This is a genomic window from Campylobacter showae, assembly GCF_004803815.1.
GTDB lineage: Bacteria > Campylobacterota > Campylobacteria > Campylobacterales > Campylobacteraceae > Campylobacter_A > Campylobacter_A showae.
The window spans coordinates 257,400-279,807 of record NZ_CP012544.1 but is presented as its reverse complement, the minus strand read 5'-3'; the positions used below and the strand labels follow the sequence as shown (position 1 = coordinate 279,807).

The window sequence follows — 22,408 nt, the reverse complement described above, 5'->3', positions numbered from 1 at the left end:
TGTAATGTTTTTTAGCGATTTTATCCTAGGGCACAGCGAGCAAAACAAACCTTAGCACAAAAGCCTATCGCGACTCAAATTTAACCCAAAAATTCGCTCGCAAGCCAGTCCGTAAAAAAGATAAACGAAGATAAAAATAAATAAAACCGGCTTGATGCGCACAAATTTGCCTGTGCCGTTTAGGAGTGGTAAATCAAAGTAATAGCGGCGGGACCGAGTATAAAAAGGTTTGTTTCGCTCAAATTTTTCGCCTTCTCCGCCTAAATGCGCTCGCCAAAACGCATAAAACCGAAACGCAAAAAAGCTTCAGCTTAAATTTGATCCGCCGTTTCGGCTAAAATTTTCTCGCAAACGCTCGCCGCATCGATACCAAGAGCCCTTTCGACATCGGCCGTAGCGCCGTGCGAGATAAACGCGTCGTCAAACTCAAAGCTAACAATGTGCACGTCAAAAATGCGCTGCTCTTGCAAAAATGCGGCTAAAATCTCGCCTACGCCGCCCTTTTTTGCGGTATCTGAAAAGACGTACCAAATTTTATGCCTGCCCGCGAGCTCTTGCAAAAGTTCGCAATCAAGCGGCTTAACAAACACCAAATCAACGAGGCTCGGATCAAATTTACCGTCAGTTTTTTCTAGTAAAATTTTGCGCGCGGCGTTTGCCTTGCCCACGGCGTTACCGTAAGCGATAAAGGCTGCTTTGCCGCCGCCCTCGACCAAGATTTCGCCTTTGCCGAGCCTTAGCTCTCGCGCCTCAAATTCGCCCTGTGCCAGCGCAAAAGCTCCGCGCGGATAACGAAAAGCGCAAGGCCCCTCGTGAGCGTAGGCGTAGCGCATCGCGAGCCTAAAGCTATCGGCGCAACGAGGCGCAAAAATCGTCAAATTCGGGATCAAATTTAGATAACTAACGTCAAATGCGCCCTGATGCGTCTCGCCGTCCTCGCCGACTATGCCCGCGCGGTCCATCGCAAAGACGACGTTTAGGTTCATGATCGCACAGTCGTGCACGACCTGGTCAAATGCCCGCTGCAAAAAGGTCGAATAAATCGCGATAAAGGGTTTAAAGCCTTCCTTCGCCATCGCTGCCATCGAGGCGACAGCGTGCTGCTCGGCGATCGCGACGTCCCAAAATCTATCGGGAAACCTCTCCATCAAAGCGTCTATGCCCGTGCCCGTAGGCATCGCGGCGGTTACTCCGACGATATTTTTATGCTCGCTAGCTAGCTGGGTCAAATTTTCCGCAAAGAGCGCGGTGGCCGATTTGGCGGCTGATTTTTTGATAGCTTCGCCGCTTTGTAAATCAAACGGGCTCACGCCGTGCCAGCTGGCTAGATGCCCCTCGGCCTTTTCGTAGCCCTTGCCCTTTAGCGTCTGGGCGTGCACGACGACGGGCTTTTTCATCCCTTTTGCGACGCTAAAAGCCTCGATAAGCGCCCTCACGTCGTGACCGTTTACGGGGCCGATATACTCAAGCCCGAGCTCCTCAAAAAACATCCCGGGCGTAAATATCCTAATGCCCTCCTCCATCCTGCGCGCCATATACGCGGCGCCGTCTGGCATATAGCTCAAAAATCGCTCGACGCGGCTTTTAAACTTCTGATACAGCGGCCCAGCCATCATCTGCGACAGGTAGTTGCTAAAGGCGCCGATGGGCTTGCTGATGCTCATTTCGTTGTCGTTTAGGACGATGACACAGGGATTTTTGATATCGCCTAGCTCGTTTAGCGCCTCATACGCGATACCCGCACTCATTGAGCCGTCGCCGATAAAGGCCACGGGGATGCGATCCTCGCCCTTTAGCTTGATCGCCTTTGAAGCGCCGACTGCAAGCGAGATAGAGGTGGAGCTGTGTCCGGCGATAAAGTAGTCGTATTTACTTTCGGAAGGCTTGGTGTAGCCGCTGATACCGCCAAATTTTCTAAGCGTGTCAAATTTATCCCAGCGTCCAGTGATTAGCTTGTGCGCGTAGCTTTGGTGGCTAACGTCAAATATAAACGGATCTTTTGCGGCATCGAAAACATAATGCATCGCCACAATAAGCTCGACCGCGCCGATGTTTGAGCTCAGATGCCCGCCGTTTGCGCTGACGGTTTGTAAAATTTTATCTCGGAGCTTCCCGCAAAGCGCTTCGAGCTCCTCCATATTCATAGATTTTACGTCTATCATTGTCCTATTATCTTTTTGATTTTTTCTAGTCTGGCTTCGATCGTGCCCTCGAGGTTGCCAGCGTCGCTAAGCACGATCGCTCCGCCCGCGCTGATGGCTTCATCGGCGGAGATTTTGACGTTTTGTCCGGAGAAATTTTCTTTGATAAACTCGTAATCTTTCGGATTTACTTTGACCTGCACCTCTTTGGCGTCTTTTATCTCACTAAAAAGCTCTTTACAGATAGCTGCGGCGATGTTTGCCGAATTTAGCGAAATTTCTTTTTTCACGACCTCTTTGGCTATATCAACTGCGGTAGCGGGCAGCTGCGCTTCGCTAGATGCGATGAGGCTTTCAAATTTAGCCGCCTGCTCCTCTAGCTTATTTATAGATCCTAGATATCTACTCTCAAGCGCTCTTAACTCCTCGTCAAATTTAGCCGCCGCCTCATCTCTGCCCTGCTTTATGCCGTCTTCTTTAGCGCGCTGGATCTCGCTCTCTAGGCGTTTAGCAAATTCGTTTTCTTGGTTTTCGATTTGCATTTGCAGCTTTATCATACTGCCGCTCATCTCGTCGGTGCGCTTCAAAAGCTCCTCGATAAAGCTTGACTCAGGCTTAAAATGCCCGCCTTGCTCTTTTGCGTCGTTTAAATTTGAGCTCTCTTGCTCGCCGTTTAAGGCTCGCTCCTTATGCTCGGTCGCACGGCCGGATTCGCTTTCGTGGGCCGAGCGTGTATCCTCGCTTCTTTTTTCCTGACCTAAAATTTTAAACCGATAGTTTTCTACGAAGTGCTCTTTTGAGCGCTCATTTGTTATTACGCTACTTTTCATTCTATCATCTCATCGCTTTCGCCTATTTGGAATGCCCCGCTTTCGGCTAGGGCCTGAACCTGCTCTACTATGCGGCGCTGCGCCTCTTCGACGTCTTTTACACGCACCGCTCCCAAAAACTGCATTTCTTCTTTAAACGAATCGCTGGCGCGTTGAGACATACTGGAGAGAAATTTATCTCTCAATGCGTCGCCACTGCCTTTTAGGGCAATCATAAGGTCTTTTTTATCGACGTTTTTAAGTATTTCGCGGATAGCTGCTTGATTGAGGGTGTTAATATCCTCAAAGGTAAACATAAGCTCTTTGATCGTCGTAGCGAGCTTGTCGTCGACGTCCTCGATATATTCGATCGTAGCTTTTGACGCTTTTTGACCGAGGCGGTTTAACACCTCCGCCACGGCCCTTGGTCCGCCGACTTCGACTTTGTAAGACGTGAGGCTCTCTAGTTTGCCCTCTAGTACCGTTGAAACGCGTTTGATTATAGATGGACTGATGTCGCCCAAATTTGCCATTCTCACGACGACCTCGCTTCTAAGCTCGTTATTAAAAAACGAAAGCGTCTCGGCTGCGCTGGTTGAATCCATATGCGCCAAAATAAGCGCGATAGTCTGCGGATGCTCGTTAACGATAAAGTCTGCAAGCTGCTGAGGCTTGACCTTGGTAAGATAACCGAAGCTCTTTGTGTTTTCCATGCTTTTTGCGAGCTTGTCGAGTATCTTTTGCGCGGCTTCAGGACCAAAGGTGCGGTATAAAATTTCTTTCGCGTACTCTAAGCCGCCGCTTCTCATATACTGATTTGACTGCATGAGAGCGTAAAATTCCTCTAAAACCGCAGCAGCTACGCTTTTATCCGTGCTTTTTGCGGTAGCTATATAGCGCGAAATTTCGGTTATGACGTCAACCTCCATATGCGAAAAAAGCAGAGTCGTGACATCTTCGCCTAGCTGAATAAGCAAAATAGCGACCTTTTCGGGCATCGAAAGGTCGTCGTAAATCATCTTTTGTTGTTCGTTTAACTTTATTGCCATTAAAAGTCCTTACGGTTGCTAAAGTCAGAATCGTTTTTTATCATATCTTGAAGCAATACGGCTATCTCTTCGCTGCGATCTTGAACGACTAGTTTCATCTTTTCTAGTAATACATCGTAGCGCAGGTCGTCCTCGTTAAAGTTATCTCCGATACCCAGCTGCTCCTCGACCTTTTTCCTAGCTGCTTGAAATTTCTCCAGCGTATCTTCGCTATCCTCGAGCTGAACCTCATTTTCGGATAGATCGATCTCTTCTTCTTTTACGTCCTCAAGCATTTTGGTCATAAACGGCGTAATGACTTTCTTGTAGAATACATATAGTAAGATCGCTACAAAAAGATACTTTAAGATAGGTAAAAACGGTACTACGTAAAGCTCGAAAAAGGACTGAACTTTGCTAGCCGGCGTCTGTCCGTCTTGACGCTGGAACTCAAAGTTACTAACAGTGACCTCGTCGCCTCTGTTTTGATCAAAGCCGATAGACTGGCGGATAAGAGCGTCGATGCGCGCTAGCTGCTCTTTATCAAGCGGTACGTAGGCTATTTCGCTAGTAGGATTTCCTTTTTCGTCTTTTTTATTTTCGTATTTTCCATCCACGACGACAGCGGCGCTTAGGCGGTTTATCTTGGCAAACTGATCCTTGACGCGCTCGACTTTTTTTGAAATTTCATAGTTTGTCGTAGATGAGCTTTTTGAGTACAGCTCTTTCATTTTACCGTCTTGCAGGCCTTCGACCGGACCGATATTGCTCACAGCCCCAGGCACGCCTTGTACTTCGGCTTCTTTGCTGCCTTGGCGTTTTTCTTCGACGTTTTGCTCGCTTCTAGCCACAGAGTTTGGATCAAAGGTCTCGCTTTGGCTATCTTTTCTAGCAAAGTCAAAGTCTATCGTTACTTTGGCTACGACCTTATCCGAGCCGCCCACGATAGGCGATAGGACGTTTATAATTTTTTCTTCGAGATTGTGCTCGGCGTCGCGTTTGTAGCGGATTTGTTGCGTGATCTGATCGCTATCGTATTCGCCGTCCTCCTCGCCTAGCGGTACTCCGTCCTGGCTTACGATTTTGACTTGCTCTGGTTTTAAATTTGCCACCGCTGCGGCGACTAAATTTTTAATGCCGGTAATTTGTTTTAAATTTAAGCTCTGCCCGTCTTTTAAATTTAACACGATAGACGCACTTGGCGGCGTGGCTCGCTCGGTAAAAATCGTTTCTTTGGGTATCGCGATACGCACGATGGCTTTGTTTATCGGTGCTAGACTTTCGATCGTGCGAGCTAACTCTCCCTCGAGCGCACGCTGAAATTTGACCTTTTGCTCGGCATCAGTCGCGCCAAATTCTTGTTTATCGAAAATCTCAAATCCAACCTTACCGTCCTTTAAAATCCCAAGCGACGCGATCGAGATCCTCTCACGGTAAACGTCCGAGTTTGGCACCAAAATCGTGCCCTCGTTTAAAATTTTATACTTTACCTTATCTTTTTCAAGCTGCTGGATTATTAGCGCAGAGTCTGCGGCGGAAGTGTTTTCAAAAAGTACGCTATAGCCGTCGTAGTTTTCGTTTGAGCTTTTGTGAATGCTCAAAAACACTAAAAAACCGACCACGAGCACGACCGAGCCCGCGGCGACTAGGCGCTGTCTTAACGAGAGGTTGTGATAGACCTGTCCGATTTGTTGAATTGCGGTTTTGAAATCCATTTACTTTAAATTTCCCCCAATTTGTTTTAAAACTACGTCGTTTTGACTAGGCAGTCCGATCGTTATGCGAACCGCGTTTAATCCGTAGCCTTTTAGATCACGTAAAATTATACCTTTTTTTAACAGATTTTGAGCAAGCTCGCTCGCGTTTTGACGCTCAAATTCAAAAACGATAAAATTCGTAAAGCTAGGTAGACGCTTTATGCCGTGCTTATCGGCAAATTTTTCGTATTTTTTCATCTCCTCAAAGTTCGTCTCAAGCGTCATTTTTACGAATTCTTCGTCTTTTAGCGCCTCGATAGCCGCTTTTAAACTAAGCGTCGTTATATTAAAAGGCGCTCTTAGTTTGCCCAGCTCGCTCATCACGCTTTCTTCGCCGATACCGTATCCTACGCGCATACCGCCAAGGCCATAAGCCTTAGAAAACGTACCCAGATATATCGCGTTTGGAAATTTAGCTATGAGTTCGCGAGGCTTTATCTCTTTTTTCGCATCTTTAAATTTAGCAAACTCCTGATATGCGCCGTCGATAACCACGAGCGTATCGGCGTCAATCTGCTCTAGAAATTTATAAATTTCCTCGGCGTCTAGGCAGCCTCCTAGAGGGTTATTCGGTACGCACAAAAATACTACGCCGATCTCGTCTTTTTTAGCATTGTAAATTTGCAAAAACTCGCCCAGGTCATGCTCTTTGCTCTTTGTTTTAAAGACGTGCGCACCCGCTGCTTTGGCGTAAATTTCATACATCGCAAATGTTATGCCTGCAGTTAAAATTCCCTTGTTTGCGTTTGCCTTTGCGTGCACGGCAAATTCTATTACCTGATCGCTTCCGGAGCCTATAACGATAGATTTTTCGCTAACGCCAAATTTACTAGCTAGCGCAGCCTTTAGCTCAAAGTAGCTGTCGTCGGGGTAGAGGTGCATTTTATTTACTATCTCGCCGACTGCTTTTACTACCGCGGGGCTCGTACCGTACGGGTTTTCGTTGCTGGCTAGCTTGATGACATCTTTGGCGTCGATGCCGTATTCGCGCACGACTAGCTCGATAGGCTTGCCCGCCTCGTAGCTCACTAGATTTGCCAAATTTTCGTTAAATTTCATCTCATTCCTCCCACGCGACGTAGCTTCCTAGCCATGCGATCTCATGGCCGTAGCTTACCGCTTTTTGTATCGCTTTTTGGACGTTGTCGTCGTCGATGTGCCCCTCGAAATCTATATAAAAATTCGCCTTAAATTCGCGCTGTTTTATCGGGCGGCTCTCTAGTTTGGTTATGTTTATACCCTCGTCTCTAAAGGCTAGTAGCAGCTCCACTAGCCCGCCGGGACGGTGCTCGGTCTTTGCTAAGATGGATGTTTTATTTCTTTGCGCGCGCTCGTTTTTGAAATCGCTTAAGATAAAAAATCTCGTGCGGTTTGCGGCGTTATCCTCGATCGTCTCAAACAAGATCGGCACGCCGTAAAGCTTGGCTGCGATCTTAGAACAGATGGCTGCAGAGTTTGGCTCGCTACTAGCTAGCTGCGCGGCCTGCGCGGTTGATTTTGCCGGGATAAACTCGACGACTGAAAGCATATGATCGTCTAAAAATTTGCGGCACTGATTGTAGCCTTGCGGGTGCGAGTAGATACGTTTGATGTCCTTTAAATTTTCGCACTTGCTCGCAAAAATATGGTGGATATCCATGTAAATTTCAGCCGCGACCTTGACGCTATCAAATCGCCCGAGGCAGTCCAGAGTCGCGCCCACCGCGCCTTCCGTGTTGTTTTCTATCGGCACGACGCCGTATTTGGCCTCTTTGTGCTTTAGTTTCGTAAAAACCGCCTCGATACTAGCTAAAGGCAAATACGCGCTCATCGCGCCGAAACGACTCTCTGCGGCTTGGTGCGTGTAGGTGCCCTCAGGCCCTAGATAGGCGACCTTTTCTGGCATTTCAAGGTTCCTACTGACGGCAAAAATTTCAAGATAAATCGCCTCGATCGCGGCTTTATTTAAAAACGCAGAGTCCTGCCCCTCTAGGCGGTTTAGGATAGCTCTTTCGCGCTCGGGGCGGTAGATCGCGCTACCGCTGGTTTGCTTTAGCTCGCCGATCTTTCGCACGAAATTCATGCGTTCGTTTAGGCGCCTTAGCACCTCATCGTCGATCTTATCTATCTCGCTTCTAAGGTCGTTTATGTTTTGCATTTTCGCTCCCTAGCCTAAAAATTCTCGCTCCAGCGCCACTACGTCCTCAAAGCTCTCGCGGCGTCTTACCAAAAAGTCCTCGCCGCCTTTTACCGCAACTTCAGCCGCGCGCCCACGAGTGTTGTAGTTGCTACTCATCGCAAAGCCGTATGCGCCGGCTGATTTGATAACGACGAGGTCGCCCGGGTTTAGCGGCGGTAAATTGCGATCTTTTGCTAAAAAATCGCCGCTCTCGCAGATCGGCCCGACCACGTCGCAAGGGCTAAATTTGAGCTCCCAAAGTTGCTCTTTTTTGCACTCGCAAAGAGTCTTGCCGCTGCTAAGAGCGAAAATTTTATGCTTAGCTTGATAGAGGCTTGGGCGAATTAGGTCGTTCATCGCGCCGTCTACGATGACAAAGCGCTTTTCTTTATTAAATTTCTCGTAAAGCACGCTAGTTAGAAAATATCCCGCGTTACCGACGATGAATCGCCCCGGCTCGCAAACTACGGTAACATCCAGGCCGCTTAAATTTGCCAAAATGCCCTGCGCGTATTCGTACAGATCAGGCTCGCTCTCTTCGCCGTAAACGATGCCTATGCCGCCGCCGACGTCAAAAAATTTGATGTCGATTTGCGTAGCTTTTAGCTCTCTAGTCAAATTTGCCACGATCTTTGCCGCTTCGATAACGGGCTTGATATCGGTTATCTGCGAGCCGATGTGGCTGTGGATGCCCACAGGCTCGAGATGCGGTGAGTTTTTGGCGTGTAGATACATTTTTTTCGCCGTTTGCAGATCTACGCCGAATTTATTTTCGTTTAGTCCGGTTGAGATGTAGGGGTGGGTTTTAGCGTCGATGTCTGGATTTACGCGGATGCTGATGCGAGCGGACTTGCCTAGCTGTTTTGCGATAGCTTCTAGGCGGTTCATCTCGGCTTCGCTTTCTAAATTTATCATCAAGATTTCATTTTCCAGCGCAAATTTAAGCTCGTCGTCGCGCTTGCCCACGCCGCTTAAGATGATCTGGTAGTTTTTAGCCCCCGCTAGCAGAGCCCGCTTAACTTCGCCTACGCTCACGCAGTCAAATCCGGCTCCAAGCCCGGCTAAAAATTTCAAAACGCTTAAATTTGAGTTTGCCTTAACGGCGTAGCATACGAGAGATTTTCTAGCGTGAAACGCGTTTTTTAGCGCTTCGTAGCGATGTGCTATGTAGTCAAAATCGTAAACATAAAGAGGGGTGCCGTATTTTTGCGCTAAATTCGTAAAATCCATAACCAGCCTTGTTTAAAAATAGTTAGATTTTACAGAAATTTTGCCTAAATCTCTCTTAACGACTTTTAAAATGTAGATAAAAAGCGTATGCGCCGAGTAAAATAATCGGTAAAAGCACGCCGATCTCGGGCGAGACGACGCCGTTTCTAGCAAACCTCATCATAACAAAAAGCGCACCCCAGACGCAAAGCGAGGCTATCGTAAAGATAAAGCTTTTTAAGGCGAGATTAAAAAATCGTCCGGTAACCGGCAAAAAATAGTAAATAATAAGCACCATAAAAGGCGCGAAAAACGGCGCAAAAGCGAGATTATAAAGCGTTGTTTTGGTCGAATTTAACCCGATACCCTCGTCTTTAAACGCTAAAATATAATCCACCGCATCGGAAATCGTGATCGCCGAATTCTCCGCCGATGCGCTTTCTATCGTTTTTGGTTTAAAGCCTTCAAGCGTTTTTAATCCGCTTGGCGTTTTGATATCGAGTCCTTTTTCGCCCAGTTTGATATTTTGCGGCAAATTTACGATTTTCGCCTCTTTTAAAAGCCACGCATCGTCTATAAACTTCCCGCTTTCGCCGAAGGTAGCGCTGCGCAAGTTGCTGCTGTCTATGTCAAATATCCGCACGTCTTTTGCCTCGCCGCTAATAGGATTTAGGCTGTCCATGTAGACAAATTTGCCTTCGAATTTTAAGAAAATATCCGAGCTCGTGCGCGATAAATTCGAGAGTTTGACGATATTTCGCCCATACTCGTAAGCGTAGGCAAATGGCGTGAAATTTAGCCCGACGTAAATGAGCGTGATGGCAAGCGCGATATAAAAAGGCGGTTTTATCAGGCGATTTTTATCTATACCGAGCGCGTAAAAACTAACCAGCTCGTTACTGCGGATCATGCTAAATTTGCTAGTTATAAGCGCAAAAATGAGCGCGAGCGGCAGGACGTAGTTTACTGCCGTGAGCGAGGTGAGGCCGAAGTAAAGCAGCTTTAGGTTCGCGCTTGCGGGCATGTCTTTTAGGTTGGTTAGGATGTCGATGCCGACGTAAAAAAGCGTGAGCGCGATGAATAAAATCACGAAATATTTAAAATAAAGCCAGCCGACGTAACGCGCGTAAAGATTCATTTATGGCCTTTTAAATCAAATTTTGCGTACGCGAGGCGGCGGACAAGAGTGACACTTTTAAAAATACCAAATTTAAACAGCTCTGTTTTTTGCATGAAATTTAATAAAAATGCGGCTCTGGATAAAAGACAAGCCTGCGAAAAAACAGCATTTTTCGTAAATTTTATAAATTTGATAGTAAAATTTTTAAGTAAATTTATAAAATTTGCTGTAAAGAGAATTTGGCGCACGGTTTTAAATTTTGACTTTAAATTTAACCGATTTTTTAGCGCTTTAAAAAGCCGCAAAATTTGAGAAACCGCAAAAGTCGCAAATACCAAATTTAACCCTCTCACAAAATACCTTTTTTGGTTGAGAATTTTTGCGAAACGGCGTCGATATCAGTTTTTATAAGCTCATTTAGCGCGTTTTCACAGTAGTCCAAAATTTTTTCCAATCCCTCTTTTTCCTCTGCGTTAAATTCGCCAAGTACGTGGCCGGTTACCGCACTTTCGCCTTTATGCGCGCTTCTACCGATACCGATACGCACGCGCTCGTAGTCTGCACCCATTAACGCGTCGATTGATTTTAGCCCATTATGCCCGCCGTTTCCGCCGCCCTTTTTAAATTTAACAACGCCGAAATTTAAATCAAGATCGTCGTGAATAACGATAACACGCTCAGGTTTGTAAAAATCGACAACGGCTTTTACGCTTCGTCCGCTTAGATTCATGAAAGTTGTCGGTTTTAAAAGAAGTAAATTTTGAATTTTAAATAGCTCGCCTTGAAATTTGGTCGAGCTTACATCTGTAAAATTTGAGTTTTTGAGTCTATCTATCAGCATAAAGCCGACATTGTGTCTTGTTTTGGAGTACTCGGGACCGGGATTCCCCAGTCCAACTATGAGTATCAAGGCTAGCCTTATTTAGCTTTTATTACGCCTAGAACCGCTACGCGGTCAGCATCGATCATAGTAACGCCCGCAGGAACGGTTATATCGCGCACTAGGACAGTGTCGTCTATATCAAGACCGCTAACGTCTATGTCAAATGAATTCGGCAAATTTTCAGCCGTGCATTTTACGGCTAAGCGTCTTTTTGAGACGATCAAAACGCCTTTATTTTTTAGACCCACAGGAGTTCCGTAAGGTTTAACCGGAATCATATACTTTGAGACGACGCCTGGAAGTGCAACCTTTAAATCAACGTGTTTTAGCGCGTTTGTCACAGGGTCTTTTTGGTATTCGACTACTACGACTTTTAAGGTTTTTCCGCCTACTTTTACGTCAAACGCAAGGCTCTCTTTTTTGCGAACCTCTTTTATAAAATCATTGATTTTAAAAGCGGCCTGCACGTTCTCTAATCCCTTGCCGTAAATGTTGGCGATTAGATAACCATCTCTTCTCAAGGCTTTTGACGCCTTTTTACCGATACTCTCTCTAACGATACCTTCTAACATCGTTTTCCTTTCTTGAAAAATAGAAGCCGATGATACCCAAATTTATATAAATTTCGCCTTACTTGATATCTTTGAGCGCAATAACTTCGCTTTGAAATTCTTTTAAAAGCTCGGCATCCTCTTCGATAGAGGCAACCATCGCTCGTTTTTTAGCAAGGTCGGCACTCTTGATTTTGATATCGAGGTTTTCCCTTCTACTGGCGCTTTTTAGCGCTTCTTCTTTTGTTATAATTCCCGAAGTATACATGTCAAGCAAATGCTGCTCAAAGGTCTGCATTCCGTAGGTATTTTTACTTTGTTCTATCGCATCGTAAATTTCGCTATCTCTATCTTCTAAGATCATATCTCTTATTCTTATATTTTTTACCATTATTTCGCAAGCGACGCGGCGTTTGCCGGTCGTAGTCACGACAAGGCGCTGAGATATGATGGCCTCCGCAACCGAGGCAAAGGTCATCCTTATGCGGTTTTGCTCCTCTTTAGGAAACATATTTATGACGCGGCCGATAGTTTCTTTAGCATCAAGGGTGTGAAGCGTAGCAAGCACCAAGTGTCCTGTTTCTGCTGCATTTATCGCGGTTCTAACAGTCTCCAGGTCTCTCATCTCGCCCACAAATATAACATCCGGATCCTCGCGCAAAGAGGCCCTTAGCGCGTCGGCGAAACTATCTACGTCTTGGCCGATACCGCGCTGATTTATTACACTTTTATCGTCGTTATATATAAACTCGATCGGATCTTCGATAGTGACGATGTGGTAGTTTTTTGTGTGATTTAGATGGTTTATCATGCTAGCTAGTGTCGTTGTTTTACCGCTACCGGTAGGTCCCGTTACTAGGACGATACCTCTATTTACTTTATTGCAAAGTTTTTCAATAACTGGCGGCAATAAAAGCTCGGACATCGTAGGAATTTTCGTCGGGATCGTTCTAAATACGAAAGATACGCCGTCCATCTGCAAAAAGACGTTTGAACGGAAACGGTAGTCGTCGTTTAATTTATATGTAAAATCTACGCTCTTTCTTTTCATAAGATTGTAATAATTCGCCCCTAAAATCTCCTTTGCAAGTAGTATCGAGTTGTCGTAATCTAAAATTTTATCGCCCATCGTAAATATCTCGCCGTTAAATCTACCGCGAACTACTTTGCTGGATTTTACGTGCAAGTCGCTACCGCCAAGCTCGATAAGTTTTGTTAGATACCCATCCAGTATAACCTTCATTTCAGCTTTTTTTTCGTTCTCTTCGTCGCTCTGCGGCACCGTGGTTCTAATCGGCATCCCGAAAGTTTCATCTTCCATACCGATGCCAAGCTCGGCTAAAAGCGCCGCCCTGTCCTTGTATTTAACCGGTCGCACTTCAGGTTTTTTTAACGTATTTGTTTGGTTTTCTTGCCTATCGTTTATAGTTTGCACTTGCGCCGCAACTTTATTTGCGGCAGTTTGCATTTGTGTGAAATTCGGCTCTAAATTTTGCGCTTGCGAATCACGCAAATTTATGGATTCGTCGATATTTTTTTGCTCTTTATTTTGCCGATCGTCTCCAAAACCAACGTTTAAATTCGGCTGCACAGGGATTGCGTTTATCTCGTTTTTGTCGCTGGCGCCATCGTTATTTATTATGCCGATTTTATCCTCTATATCTTTATTTTCTTCATCTTGAACTATACTAAATTTGTTTTGAAAAAAGTCTAAAATTTGATCCTTTTCGCTAGGGTGCTGTTGCATACCGACCTCTTCTTGCGTAAATTTAATACCCAAATCATCCAAACTTACGTTATTTCCGCCAAATTTTATATCCGGCGTTTCATCGCAAATCGACTGTTCTTGCGCCGTAGCTTTCGCAGTCTCGTCAAACTCATCTTTTTTTGACGGCATCTCGTCCAGTGCGTCTATTTCGCTCAGTGCTTCGTTGATAGCTTGGAGATTTTCGCTTAACTCGTGTTTTTTTGCTTCCAAGTCACCGGGCTCGATAAAACCGTCAAATTTGACGGTTTCCACCGCTTCTTTGATTTTTACGGGCTCGTCGTCTATGGGTTTGAGCGCAGGCAGGTTCTCAAAATCAAAATTTTGTCCAAATTTAAACACGGGCTCATGATCGCTCAAATTTTTATCTGCAACTTCGCCGATCTTCTGCTCATCTTTTTCAGATTTTAGCTCTATTATTTGCTCTTCTTGCGAATCTTCTTTATTTTTATCTCTTATTTTTTGTATATCGTTTTTTACCGCATTCGCTCTTAGATTTATGATGCGCTCAAGTTCGTCGTCTTGAGTGTCAAATTTAATACTAGAACCGATAGGCTCGTAGTCCATTGCATCTTCTTGCTGCGACGAAGTAAATCTCAAAGGCTTCATTTAAGCGCTTTCATTATGTCTTCAAATGCCGTCACAAACTGCTTCAAGCCGTCGTTTAGCAAGTCTTTATAAACCTTCTCCATATCTATGTCGGCTCTTTTTACCACGCCAAAAAATTTCTCTATGCTGTCGTCGCTAACAGCTGTTTTAGGTTCGTTTTTGCTAGCGATAAAGGCTTTGATAGTATCAAGCGGAGCCGTATTTACCGCATTTTGATACATAAGCTCTTTTACGTAATAATCCTTTGCCAGCTCATCGCCCTTTACGCCCGTACTAGCAAATAGCGCGCGCGTCGTCGGCAAGTTTTTATTTTCTATGATTTTATAAATTTTAGTCGCGTTCATGATGCCGATTTGGCCCGTCGGTAGCGAGTTTTCACGCATTTTTTCATCTAGCAAGCGATCAAACCTGCTAACAAAAATGCTAATCACGCTTTTTGGTAGCGGCGTTAGCGGAAATTTCTTCTCATAAGCCTTTACGCCATCTTCAAAAGCGTCCAAACACGCTACGGCTTGCTCCGGCGAGAAAATCAGCGTCGCGTTTACAGCGATACCGCGCGCGGTTAATGCGCTCATAGCCTCAAAGCCCGCTTTTGTCGCAGGGATTTTGATCATGACGTTTGGCATACCGATCTCTGCGTGCAGCCTAGCGCCCTCGTCCACCGTAGCTGCAGCGTTATCGCAAAAGCTAGGATCAACCTCAATGCTAACAAACCCGTCGTCGCCGTTTGCGTAGTGCCTCAAAAGCTTGGTCGCGGCTATCTTGATATCTTGCACCGCGAGAGCCTCGTAAAGCGCCTTTGGGTATTTTTTGCCCATTTGGCCGATGACTTCTTTATAGGAGTCCGATAAAAACGCGGCTTTAAAGATGGACGGGTTTGAGGTCACGCCGCTAATAGCACCGATTTGGAGCAAATTTTCAAACTCGTCCTGCAAAAAGTCGCGCTCGATAAAGTCACACCACAATGAAAAATTTATATCGTTATTAAACATTTTTCTCGCCTTTTTATATCAAATTTATGATCTCGCGCAAATCTTTTTTATCCACGCAACAAGTTGCCGCTTGCTTTAAAATTTGCTTCGCGCAAAACGCGATTTTTAAATTTGAATGCTCAAACATAGATAGGTCGTTGGCACCGTCGCCCACGCTCATCGTCTGCTCTTTTGAGATTCCAAGCAAATTTTGTAAATTTGCAAGCATCGCGCCCTTTGAAAAGCCAAACATCATCTCGCCGCCCACGAGTCCGGTTAGGACGCCGTCTTTGTGGTGCAGGATATTTGCAAAGCTAGCGTCAAATTTGAGCTTTTCTTGCGCTCTATCGGTGCCCGAGTGAAATCCGCCGCTAAAAACTACGACCTTGACGCCTTTGCTTTTTAGATGCGCGATTAGCTCGGCGGCTCCTGGCATTAGCGGTAAATTTGAGCAAATTTGATCTACTTTAGCAAGCTCAAGCCCCTTTAAAAGGGATACGCGGCGCGTTAAACTCTCAAAAAAATCAAGCTCGCCCGCCATCGCTTTTGCAGTTATTTCGCTGATCTCATCGCCCACGCCTTTTGCTGCAGCTAGAAAATCTATCGTCTCGCCATCCATCAGCGTCGAATCAAAATCAAATACGCAAAGCTTTATCAAATTTGATCCTAGAAATCGCGCTTTAGCAACGCTTCGACTTTTAAAATCGTAAGGATATTGTTATCTCTTTTGCCGATACCGTAAATCATGCCTTTGTCTTTTAAAAGCGTTTCAGGCGGCGGATCGATCCTGTTTTGCTGTATTCTAATGGCTTCCGTTAGCCTGTCGATCACAAATCCCGCGACGTTATCGCCCTCTTTCATCACGATGTATCTCGTGCTTGGGCTCGGCTTTGCGGCATTTAGAGAAAATTTCTTTCTCAAATCGATTAGCGGGATGACGCTACCGCGCAGATTAAACACGCCCAAAACATACTCAGGCACGCTAGGTACGCGAGTGTATTCGATGGGCTTAATTATCTCTTGGATATTTAAAATGGGTATCGCATACTCCTCGTCGCCAACGATAAAGCCGACTAGCTGGACGATCTCCTCGCGCTCTTTTTCGCTCGGGTCTATCACCTGTCTTTTTTGTCTTTTTAGAACCTGATTTAGTTTGTCGTTCATGTTCTATCCTATTAGTTTGATATTTTTTCTAACTACGTTTTCAAGGTACTCAGACGAATACGGCTTAGTTATATACTCAGTCATTCCTACCTCCACGCCTCTTAGCCTGTCGGTCTTTGACGTCCTTGAGGTTACCGCAATAAGCGGCAAATTTCTATATTTTGAGTACTTGCGAATTTCGCCCGCTAGCGTGTAGCCGTCCATTCGCGGCATTTCAATATCGATTAGCATCGCATCAAGCGCATGTTCGCCAGATTTTACGATAGTTAGAGCCTCGACTCCGTTGGTAGCCTCGATTACCGTTACGCCAAGAGGGGCTAGCGATTTTTGCATTATGGTTCTGTCCATCTTCGAGTCGTCGACGATCAGCACTTTATAATCGCTCGGTTTTTCTTTGACGCTTTTTGAGGATTCCATGCTGGCTTTTATGTCTACTTTTATATCTTTTGCCATCTCCATCATCATACCTACATCGATGATGAGCGTTACGCGGCCGTCGCCTCTTATCGTGGCGCCTGCGATTCCAGGGATATTTTGTAGATAATCGCCCATTGATTTGATGACGATCTCTTCTTGCCCTACGAGGCTATCTACGATGATGCCAAGCTTTGCTTCCGCTACCCCGATGACGACTACGTATGTCTGATCGCCGCCGTCAAAGACCTGCTTGACGCCAAAGATATCAGATAGCTTAACCAGCGAAAGCACCTCGTCGCGTAGTCTGAGCACGTTTTTGCCGTCGATCGTATAGATATCGTCGATCGGCACACGCACGGTCTCTAAAACGCTTGCTAGAGGAATAGCGAAAAACTCCTCCTGAGCGCCGACTAAAAGCGACTGGATAATAGCTAGCGTGAGCGGAATCTTTAGCTTCATCGTCGTGCCCTTGCCCACTTCGCTTTCGATGTCGATTATGCCGTTTAGCTTTTCGATATTAGTCTTTACGACGTCCATTCCCACGCCGCGACCGCTTACGTTAGTTACCTTCGCAGCAGTCGAAAATCCGGGCTTAAATATAAGCCCAAACGCCTCTTTATCGCTCATAGTATCGGCTTCGCGCTCGGTGATGATACCCTTTTCTATCGAGCGTGCCTTTAGCATATCGGCATCTAGTCCCTTACCGTCGTCGGTAATCTCGACTACGATATGGTTGCCTTCGTTATAGGCTTTTAGCTGGATGGTGCCTTTTTCAGGCTTGCCTGCAGCTAGTCTGGTAGGACCGTCCTCGATGCCGTGGTCGCACGAGTTTCTTATCATATGCACGAGCGGATCGCCGATTTGCTCGACGATGGATTTATCAAGCTCCGTCTCCTCGCCCGTGATTTCAAGGTCGATTTGCTTATTTAGCTCGCGGCTTAGATCGCGGATCATACGAGGGAATTTATTAAACACCTTTGCGATAGGCAGCATCCTCGTTTTCATAACGGCTAGCTGTATATCGGTAGTCACTAGGCTTAGGCTAGATACTACTTGATTTAGCTCCTCGAGGAATTTCTCGCCCTCGTATCTCTCCTCGACGTCGTCGTAAATTTTAAGCAATCTGTTTTTGCCAAGCACCAACTCGCCGATCAGGTTCATCAGGTGATCTAGGCGCTTAACCTCGACGCGTATAGTCTGCTCGTCTGCACTAGCTCCGCTGGACGGGGCCGGGACCTTTTTGTCCTCTTTTTTGTTGGCAGGCTTTGCTGGAGCGGGCTTTGGAGTCGGCGCAGAATTTGAGGGAGCGGCAGCTTGCGGCGCAGCCGGTGCGGCAGGTTTTGGCGCTTCGCCTCCGGCTGCTTTTTGAGCACGTCTTGCTTGATCCTCGGCCTTTCTTACTTTTAGTAGTCTTTCTATCTCGGCTTCGACCTCGTCGTCGCTTAAATTTGATAAATTTTCATCGCTAACGGGTTCGGGCTCAGGCTCTTTCGGCGCCTCTACTACAGGCTCTGGCGCTACTGGAGCAGGCTCGCTAGCGGCCGCACTCGGGGCTTCGCCTTCGGATATCGCGGTTAGTCTTTTGCAGATATCTTCTATCTCGATGCCTACGTCCGTATCGTTACCGCTATCTCTGATACCGTGCAGTAGCCCCTTCATCATATCCACAGACTCTAGTACCACGTCCATGATATCCGGAGTTATCTTTAGTTCATTTCGGCGAGCTTTATTTAGTACGTCCTCCATATGGTGCGTAAGCTTAGTAAGAATATCGAAATTTAAAAAGCTCGATGATCCTTTAACCGTATGCGCAACGCGGAAAATTCTATTTAAAAGCTCTAAATCTTCGGGATTTGACTCAAGTTCTATAAGGTCATGGTCTATTTGTTCTACTAGTTCGAAGGCTTCAACTAGGAAGTCTTCCATTATTTCTCTCATATCATCCATGATTTTCCCCCTTATTTCTTGTGCGCTTCGATCACGCGAAGCACCTCGTTATAAAATAGCGATGCGTCAAATTTGGTTAGATACGCGGCGGCGCCAGCCTCTCTGCTTTGAGCTTCGCTATAGTCGTTGCTTAAAGAAGAGTTAAATATGATAGGAATTCCCGTATATCTCGGATCGTCTTTTATCGTCGATGCAAAGCGGTATCCGTCCATCTGCGGCATCTCGATATCGCTCAAAATCACTCTTAAAAAGTTATTTAACTTATCGCCGTACATCTCGTAAAGATCCTCCATCCTAGCAAGCCCCTCTACGCCGTCTTTTGCTTCGACTACTTTTAGTCCCATTTTTTCTAGCATATCTTTTACTAGTTTTCTTGCCGTCGAGCTATCGTCTAGCACTAGTGCTAAACCGCTTAAAAGCTTACTTTGATCGATCTCTACTTCCATTTTCGGGCTATAAATGCCAAGCTCTTCGACGACGCTTTCAAGGTCTAATATTAGCAAAACTTCGTCGTTTTCGATGCGAGTTACGCCTGTTATCTTGCCTTTATCTAGCGTTCCGGCATTTGAGGCAAAAGTCGCCGCCTCGATGTCCGCCCAGCTTATGCGCCTGATTCGCTTTGCCTCATGGACGATAAAGCCTATCAATATACCGCTAAATTCGGCAATGATGACGCGAGGCTTGATAGCTCCACCCTTAGGCTCGTTTATCTGCATCCATTTGGCTAAATTTATGACAGGTATCACGACGCCGCGCAGATCAAAAATCCCCTCGATATACTCAGGTACTCCTGGAAGTTCGGTTAAATTTGGCATCTTGATGATCTCGCGTACCTTAGCAACGTTGACGCCGTATATACCCTCGTATACATTGTCTCCCGACTGCTTAAAGATACGAAAATCAACAAGCTCCATCTCATTTGAACCGGTTTTTAATGTGCCGTTGTTAAGCATTTTAAACCTTTACGCTCTTTCGAGCAAACTTAATATTTTGGTCGTATTCTACTACAAAATAGCTTTGCTCGCATGCAAAAGACGGCACGTTTACATATTTTTGAGAACCAAGCTCAAAAATATCGCCTTGATGATAGTGCCCCTCGATGACGATATCAGCCTGGTAAAATGCGTTATATCGGCGCATTTTTGCCTCGACTAAATTCTTAAAATTCGGTATTTTATAATCTAAAATTTTTTGTTTAAGCTTATTTAAAATTCGTTTCGAGAGTCTAAAATTTAAAAATTTATCAAAAAAATTTATCGCTTTTAAAAAAAATTTGACGCGTAAAAATCTCAAAGCATATTTCGAAACGAAAGGCAAAAATATATCCCCGTGCGCGATAAGCACGCTATGTCCGCACTCCGAGGCAAATTTAACCGGCTGAGCGCCGATCGGATAGGCTTTGACGTTTTTAAAAAGCCTTGCTAGGTTAAAATCGTGATTTCCCTCGAAATAATAAATTTCCATTTCCTCGCCCAGCTCGTCGATCGCGCGGACGTATCGCTCGTAAAATTTGACGAAAAACTCGCACTCGCTAGCCAAAAAATCAAACATATCGCCCATCAAGAACAGCTGCGGCGTCTTTATCTCGCCATTTTTTAACGCGCATAAAAAATGCCAAAAATTTTCGCGATTTTCGTTTTCGTGCGAGTCGGCAATAAAGATCGCGCCGCTTTTTACGACGATTTGCTCAGGCATCAAATTTTACTTTTTGCGACACCAAATTTGCGGCTATGGATTTTAATTTTAGCAAACGCCATGGTTAAATTTGACGGCTCAAATTTACCGGCCGAGCTCATAAATTTAACGGTTTTAAACGCGCTCATCGGCTTAAAATTTGATCGGTTTGTAGCTAACAGATACGATCTCGACGTCGCTTCTGCCGTTTGGCAAATTTAGCGCAACCTCGTCGCCCTCGCTCTTGCCGATTAGCTGTTTGGCTAGAGGCGAGTTTATCGAGATGAGTCCGCGCTCTAGGTTGCTCTCAGGCGTGCCAACTAGCGTGTAGGTCTTTTCTAGCTCGGTTTCTACGTCCATGATGACGACCGTGGAGCCGAATTTTACCTTATCATGCTCATATTCTGCGGGGTCGATTACCTTGGCGCGGCTTATTATGTCGCTAAGCTCGGCTATACGGCTCTCGATAAACGCCTGTTTTTCGCGAGCGGCGTGGTATTCGGCGTTTTCTTTTAGATCGCCGTGACTGCGCGCGATGTCGATCTCCTCGACGATATTCGGGCGCTCGACGGTCTTTAGATTTTTTAGTTCGTTCGTGATTTTTTCATATCCGAAAAGCGTCATCGGTTCGGTCATTTTTTATCCTTTATTCGTTATGATTTGCGCTACGCTAGCCGCAGAGCCGTATTTTAGGTATTTTCGCAGCTCCTCGCAGCCTTTGATAAATTTCTCTTTATCGCAGCTCTCGTAGGCTTTTATTATATTGCCGGGCGTTACTTCCTCTTGCAATAGCTCCTCGTGCAGTGCCTCTTCGCCCATAAAATCAAACATTATATTTGCAAGCCCGATGTGGCGTAGTTTCACAAAAATCCGCGCGATCATTATGTCGATTGCTTTAGCTTTATAGGCTAGCACGAACGGCGTGCCCACGAGCGCGGCCTGCAGCGTCGCAGTGCCCGAGCAGATGAAGGCAAACTCGCTTTGCAAAAGCGCGCTCGGTGCGTCCGTAACCACGCTAAAGTCGCTAACGTCGCCGTAAATTTGCATTTCGTTTGCCAAAAACGGCGGTACGACGAGCAGCTTTTCTTTGCCCTTTATCTGGCTCGCTACCTCGCGAAAAATCGGCATCAACCGTGAAATTTCGGCACGGCGGGATCCGGGCATAAAAGCGATCTTGCCGCTTTGCAAAAGCTCGTTTTTTCGCACTCGCAGCTCGTCAAGCAGCGGATGTCCGACGTAGCGCGAGCGGTTATAGTACATCCCGTCAAACGGCAAAATCGAAGCCAAATGATCGCAGTAAGCCTCGACCTTCGCCACGCGCCCGGCCTTCCACGCCCACACTTGCGGCAAGATGTAGTAGGTAACGGGCGTTTTGATACCGGCCTCTTTGATCGCTTTAGCTAGCGGCAGGTTAAAGGCGGGGCTATCGATGAGTAGCACGGCGTCGCACTCTGCGGCAAGGCGAGTCATCTCTTTTATCGCGCGTTTTGCCTTAAAATAAAGCGGCAAAACCTCCACAAAGCCCATCGCGGAAAACTCCGAGCTTCGCATAAAAGGCTCGCCGAATTTTTCGTCGAAAATACCCTTTAGTTCGCACTTTGGCAGATGTTCTAAAACCTGCTCGAAGTGCAAATTTGCAGAGGCCTCTAAACAAGAGACGAGTAGCTTCACTGATTGCCCTCAAAGTCCTCGGCTAAGTTTGCAAGCTCTCTGGCGCGCTCCTTAGTCATCTGGAGGTAACAATCGGCGGCCGTTACGGCATAAAGCGTACCCATAGGCGGCACAAACGGGCATTTGGCCTCTTTATAGGCCACCCATTTACGTTGGATATCTTTTAGTTTCTTTTTATTTTCGTCGTTTAGCACGCTCATGGCTTTTTTGTAGTTTTGATTTAGGAGTTTATCTTGGATAGCAAATTCTGCATCTATGCACTGTATCATGCCGGCAGTCGAGCTATCTTTTTGCATGCACTCATCTACGCGCGCTTGCGATTCATCAAATTCCTCTTCCGAAGTTTCCTCGATGCTTGACACAGGTTTTGCCTTGATCGCAAGATCTTGCGCACCGAAAACCAAACTCGCCGCAAGAGCAGCAAAAATAAATTTTTTAAGCATATTTTCTCCTTTAAATTTGATGAAGATTATCGCCTAAAACGACTAAATAAACAATAAAATTTAAATTTATAAGTAAATTAGGATTTTGAAA

The 22,408-nt window shown here is 45.8% G+C and carries 22 protein-coding genes; 1 reads left to right on the top strand and 21 read right to left on the bottom strand.

The annotated features are described in order from the left end of the window. Nucleotides 1-311 precede the first annotated feature (311 nt). Genes dxs through CSHOW_RS01365 form a run of 8 tightly spaced genes read right to left on the bottom strand, consistent with a single transcriptional unit; the run spans nucleotide 312 to nucleotide 10,240 of the window. Complete coding sequence (gene dxs / locus CSHOW_RS01400; protein WP_171992830.1) at nucleotides 312-2,159, bottom strand: 1-deoxy-D-xylulose-5-phosphate synthase; 1,848 nt, start codon at nucleotides 2,157-2,159, stop codon at nucleotides 312-314. Further along, entirely contained in the window at nucleotides 2,159-2,971 is an 813-nt protein-coding gene (fliH, locus tag CSHOW_RS01395; RefSeq protein ID WP_002947293.1) for a flagellar assembly protein FliH, read from the bottom strand. Before fliH ends, dxs begins: the two co-directional genes overlap by 1 nt. After that, on the bottom strand, nucleotides 2,968-3,999 hold the full coding sequence (gene fliG, locus CSHOW_RS01390; RefSeq protein WP_039895120.1) for a flagellar motor switch protein FliG: 1,032 nt from the start codon (nucleotides 3,997-3,999) through the stop codon (nucleotides 2,968-2,970). Before fliG ends, fliH begins: the two co-directional genes overlap by 4 nt. After that, nucleotides 3,999-5,693, bottom strand: coding sequence for a flagellar basal-body MS-ring/collar protein FliF (gene fliF / locus CSHOW_RS01385; protein WP_002947290.1), 1,695 nt, complete (start codon nucleotides 5,691-5,693; stop codon nucleotides 3,999-4,001). The genes fliG and fliF overlap by 1 nt, the downstream gene beginning before the upstream one ends. Next, complete coding sequence (gene hisC, locus CSHOW_RS01380) at nucleotides 5,694-6,794, bottom strand: histidinol-phosphate transaminase (RefSeq protein WP_002947288.1); 1,101 nt, start codon at nucleotides 6,792-6,794, stop codon at nucleotides 5,694-5,696. Between the two features lies 1 nt (nucleotide 6,795). Further along, nucleotides 6,796-7,872: a prephenate dehydratase gene (gene pheA, locus CSHOW_RS01375; RefSeq protein ID WP_002947284.1), complete on the bottom strand. Its 1,077-nt coding sequence runs from the start codon at nucleotides 7,870-7,872 to the stop codon at nucleotides 6,796-6,798. Nucleotides 7,873-7,881: 9 nt separating this feature from the next. After that, complete coding sequence (lysA, locus tag CSHOW_RS01370; protein ID WP_002947283.1) at nucleotides 7,882-9,123, bottom strand: diaminopimelate decarboxylase; 1,242 nt, start codon at nucleotides 9,121-9,123, stop codon at nucleotides 7,882-7,884. Nucleotides 9,124-9,178: 55 nt separating this feature from the next. Next, nucleotides 9,179-10,240, bottom strand: a complete 1,062-nt coding sequence (locus CSHOW_RS01365) for an LptF/LptG family permease (RefSeq protein ID WP_002947282.1) — start codon at nucleotides 10,238-10,240, stop codon at nucleotides 9,179-9,181. 48 nt (nucleotides 10,241-10,288) lie between these two features. Here CSHOW_RS01365 and CSHOW_RS01360 point away from each other — a divergent pair, with 48 nt between their 5' ends. Then, entirely contained in the window at nucleotides 10,289-10,534 is a 246-nt protein-coding gene (locus tag CSHOW_RS01360) for a hypothetical protein (protein ID WP_157753466.1), read from the top strand. A 37-nt stretch (nucleotides 10,535-10,571) separates the two neighbouring features. On the opposite strand, the gene pth is transcribed toward CSHOW_RS01360, so the two are convergent. Genes pth through CSHOW_RS01300 form a run of 13 tightly spaced genes read right to left on the bottom strand, consistent with a single transcriptional unit; the run spans nucleotide 10,572 to nucleotide 22,317 of the window. After that, the gene (pth, locus tag CSHOW_RS01355) at nucleotides 10,572-11,132 is read right to left on the bottom strand and encodes an aminoacyl-tRNA hydrolase (protein ID WP_002947280.1); all 561 of its coding nucleotides are present in this window, start codon (nucleotides 11,130-11,132) and stop codon (nucleotides 10,572-10,574) included. Between the two features lie 8 nt (nucleotides 11,133-11,140). Then, nucleotides 11,141-11,677, bottom strand: coding sequence for a 50S ribosomal protein L25/general stress protein Ctc (locus CSHOW_RS01350; protein ID WP_002947279.1), 537 nt, complete (start codon nucleotides 11,675-11,677; stop codon nucleotides 11,141-11,143). 58 nt (nucleotides 11,678-11,735) lie between these two features. Next, a complete protein-coding gene (locus CSHOW_RS01345) occupies nucleotides 11,736-14,030 on the bottom strand; it encodes a type IV pilus twitching motility protein PilT (RefSeq protein ID WP_100066923.1) in 2,295 nt (764 codons plus the stop codon). After that, nucleotides 14,027-15,022, bottom strand: coding sequence for a transaldolase (locus CSHOW_RS01340; RefSeq protein WP_002947277.1), 996 nt, complete (start codon nucleotides 15,020-15,022; stop codon nucleotides 14,027-14,029). Before CSHOW_RS01340 ends, CSHOW_RS01345 begins: the two co-directional genes overlap by 4 nt. A 13-nt stretch (nucleotides 15,023-15,035) precedes the next feature. Beyond that, nucleotides 15,036-15,659: a phosphoserine phosphatase SerB gene (gene serB, locus CSHOW_RS01335; RefSeq protein ID WP_002947276.1), complete on the bottom strand. Its 624-nt coding sequence runs from the start codon at nucleotides 15,657-15,659 to the stop codon at nucleotides 15,036-15,038. Nucleotides 15,660-15,667: 8 nt separating this feature from the next. Next, complete coding sequence (locus CSHOW_RS01330) at nucleotides 15,668-16,165, bottom strand: chemotaxis protein CheW (RefSeq protein ID WP_002947273.1); 498 nt, start codon at nucleotides 16,163-16,165, stop codon at nucleotides 15,668-15,670. A gap of 3 nt (nucleotides 16,166-16,168) precedes the next feature. Further along, nucleotides 16,169-18,529, bottom strand: coding sequence for a hybrid sensor histidine kinase/response regulator (locus tag CSHOW_RS01325; RefSeq protein ID WP_002947272.1), 2,361 nt, complete (start codon nucleotides 18,527-18,529; stop codon nucleotides 16,169-16,171). Nucleotides 18,530-18,540: 11 nt separating this feature from the next. Then, nucleotides 18,541-19,482: a chemotaxis protein gene (locus CSHOW_RS01320; protein WP_002947271.1), complete on the bottom strand. Its 942-nt coding sequence runs from the start codon at nucleotides 19,480-19,482 to the stop codon at nucleotides 18,541-18,543. A 1-nt stretch (nucleotide 19,483) separates the two neighbouring features. Continuing rightward, nucleotides 19,484-20,224, bottom strand: a complete 741-nt coding sequence (locus tag CSHOW_RS01315) for a UDP-2,3-diacylglucosamine diphosphatase (protein ID WP_002947269.1) — start codon at nucleotides 20,222-20,224, stop codon at nucleotides 19,484-19,486. Then, on the bottom strand, nucleotides 20,224-20,352 hold the full coding sequence (locus CSHOW_RS10505; RefSeq protein WP_257792041.1) for a hypothetical protein: 129 nt from the start codon (nucleotides 20,350-20,352) through the stop codon (nucleotides 20,224-20,226). The genes CSHOW_RS01315 and CSHOW_RS10505 overlap by 1 nt, the downstream gene beginning before the upstream one ends. Nucleotides 20,353-20,356: 4 nt before the next feature. After that, nucleotides 20,357-20,839, bottom strand: coding sequence for a transcription elongation factor GreA (gene greA / locus CSHOW_RS01310; RefSeq protein ID WP_002947267.1), 483 nt, complete (start codon nucleotides 20,837-20,839; stop codon nucleotides 20,357-20,359). Nucleotides 20,840-20,842: 3 nt separating this feature from the next. After that, entirely contained in the window at nucleotides 20,843-21,874 is a 1,032-nt protein-coding gene (gene lpxB / locus CSHOW_RS01305; protein ID WP_002947265.1) for a lipid-A-disaccharide synthase, read from the bottom strand. Further along, nucleotides 21,871-22,317: a lysozyme inhibitor LprI family protein gene (locus CSHOW_RS01300; RefSeq protein ID WP_002947264.1), complete on the bottom strand. Its 447-nt coding sequence runs from the start codon at nucleotides 22,315-22,317 to the stop codon at nucleotides 21,871-21,873. The genes lpxB and CSHOW_RS01300 overlap by 4 nt, the downstream gene beginning before the upstream one ends. Between the last annotated feature and the right edge of the window lie 91 nt (nucleotides 22,318-22,408).

Bases quoted from the DNA above. Each gene is read 5' to 3' on its own strand.
- lysA (WP_002947283.1), bottom strand. From the start codon at position 9,123: ATGGATTTTACGAATTTAGCGCAAAAATACGGCACCCCTCTTTATGTT.
- hisC (WP_002947288.1), bottom strand. From the start codon at position 6,794: ATGAAATTTAACGAAAATTTGGCAAATCTAGTGAGCTACGAGGCGGGC.
- greA (WP_002947267.1), bottom strand. From the start codon at position 20,839: ATGACCGAACCGATGACGCTTTTCGGATATGAAAAAATCACGAACGAA.
- fliH (WP_002947293.1), bottom strand. From the start codon at position 2,971: ATGAAAAGTAGCGTAATAACAAATGAGCGCTCAAAAGAGCACTTCGTA.
- CSHOW_RS01350 (WP_002947279.1), bottom strand. From the start codon at position 11,677: ATGTTAGAAGGTATCGTTAGAGAGAGTATCGGTAAAAAGGCGTCAAAA.
- CSHOW_RS01345 (WP_100066923.1), bottom strand. From the start codon at position 14,030: ATGAAGCCTTTGAGATTTACTTCGTCGCAGCAAGAAGATGCAATGGAC.
- CSHOW_RS01330 (WP_002947273.1), bottom strand. From the start codon at position 16,165: ATGAACGACAAACTAAATCAGGTTCTAAAAAGACAAAAAAGACAGGTG.
- CSHOW_RS01340 (WP_002947277.1), bottom strand. From the start codon at position 15,022: ATGTTTAATAACGATATAAATTTTTCATTGTGGTGTGACTTTATCGAG.
- CSHOW_RS01300 (WP_002947264.1), bottom strand. From the start codon at position 22,317: ATGCTTAAAAAATTTATTTTTGCTGCTCTTGCGGCGAGTTTGGTTTTC.
- fliF (WP_002947290.1), bottom strand. From the start codon at position 5,693: ATGGATTTCAAAACCGCAATTCAACAAATCGGACAGGTCTATCACAAC.
- pheA (WP_002947284.1), bottom strand. From the start codon at position 7,872: ATGCAAAACATAAACGACCTTAGAAGCGAGATAGATAAGATCGACGAT.
- CSHOW_RS01320 (WP_002947271.1), bottom strand. From the start codon at position 19,482: ATGCTTAACAACGGCACATTAAAAACCGGTTCAAATGAGATGGAGCTT.
- CSHOW_RS01315 (WP_002947269.1), bottom strand. From the start codon at position 20,224: ATGCCTGAGCAAATCGTCGTAAAAAGCGGCGCGATCTTTATTGCCGAC.
- CSHOW_RS10505 (WP_257792041.1), bottom strand. From the start codon at position 20,352: ATGAGCGCGTTTAAAACCGTTAAATTTATGAGCTCGGCCGGTAAATTT.
- CSHOW_RS01365 (WP_002947282.1), bottom strand. From the start codon at position 10,240: ATGAATCTTTACGCGCGTTACGTCGGCTGGCTTTATTTTAAATATTTC.
- CSHOW_RS01325 (WP_002947272.1), bottom strand. From the start codon at position 18,529: ATGGATGATATGAGAGAAATAATGGAAGACTTCCTAGTTGAAGCCTTC.
- fliG (WP_039895120.1), bottom strand. From the start codon at position 3,999: ATGGCAATAAAGTTAAACGAACAACAAAAGATGATTTACGACGACCTT.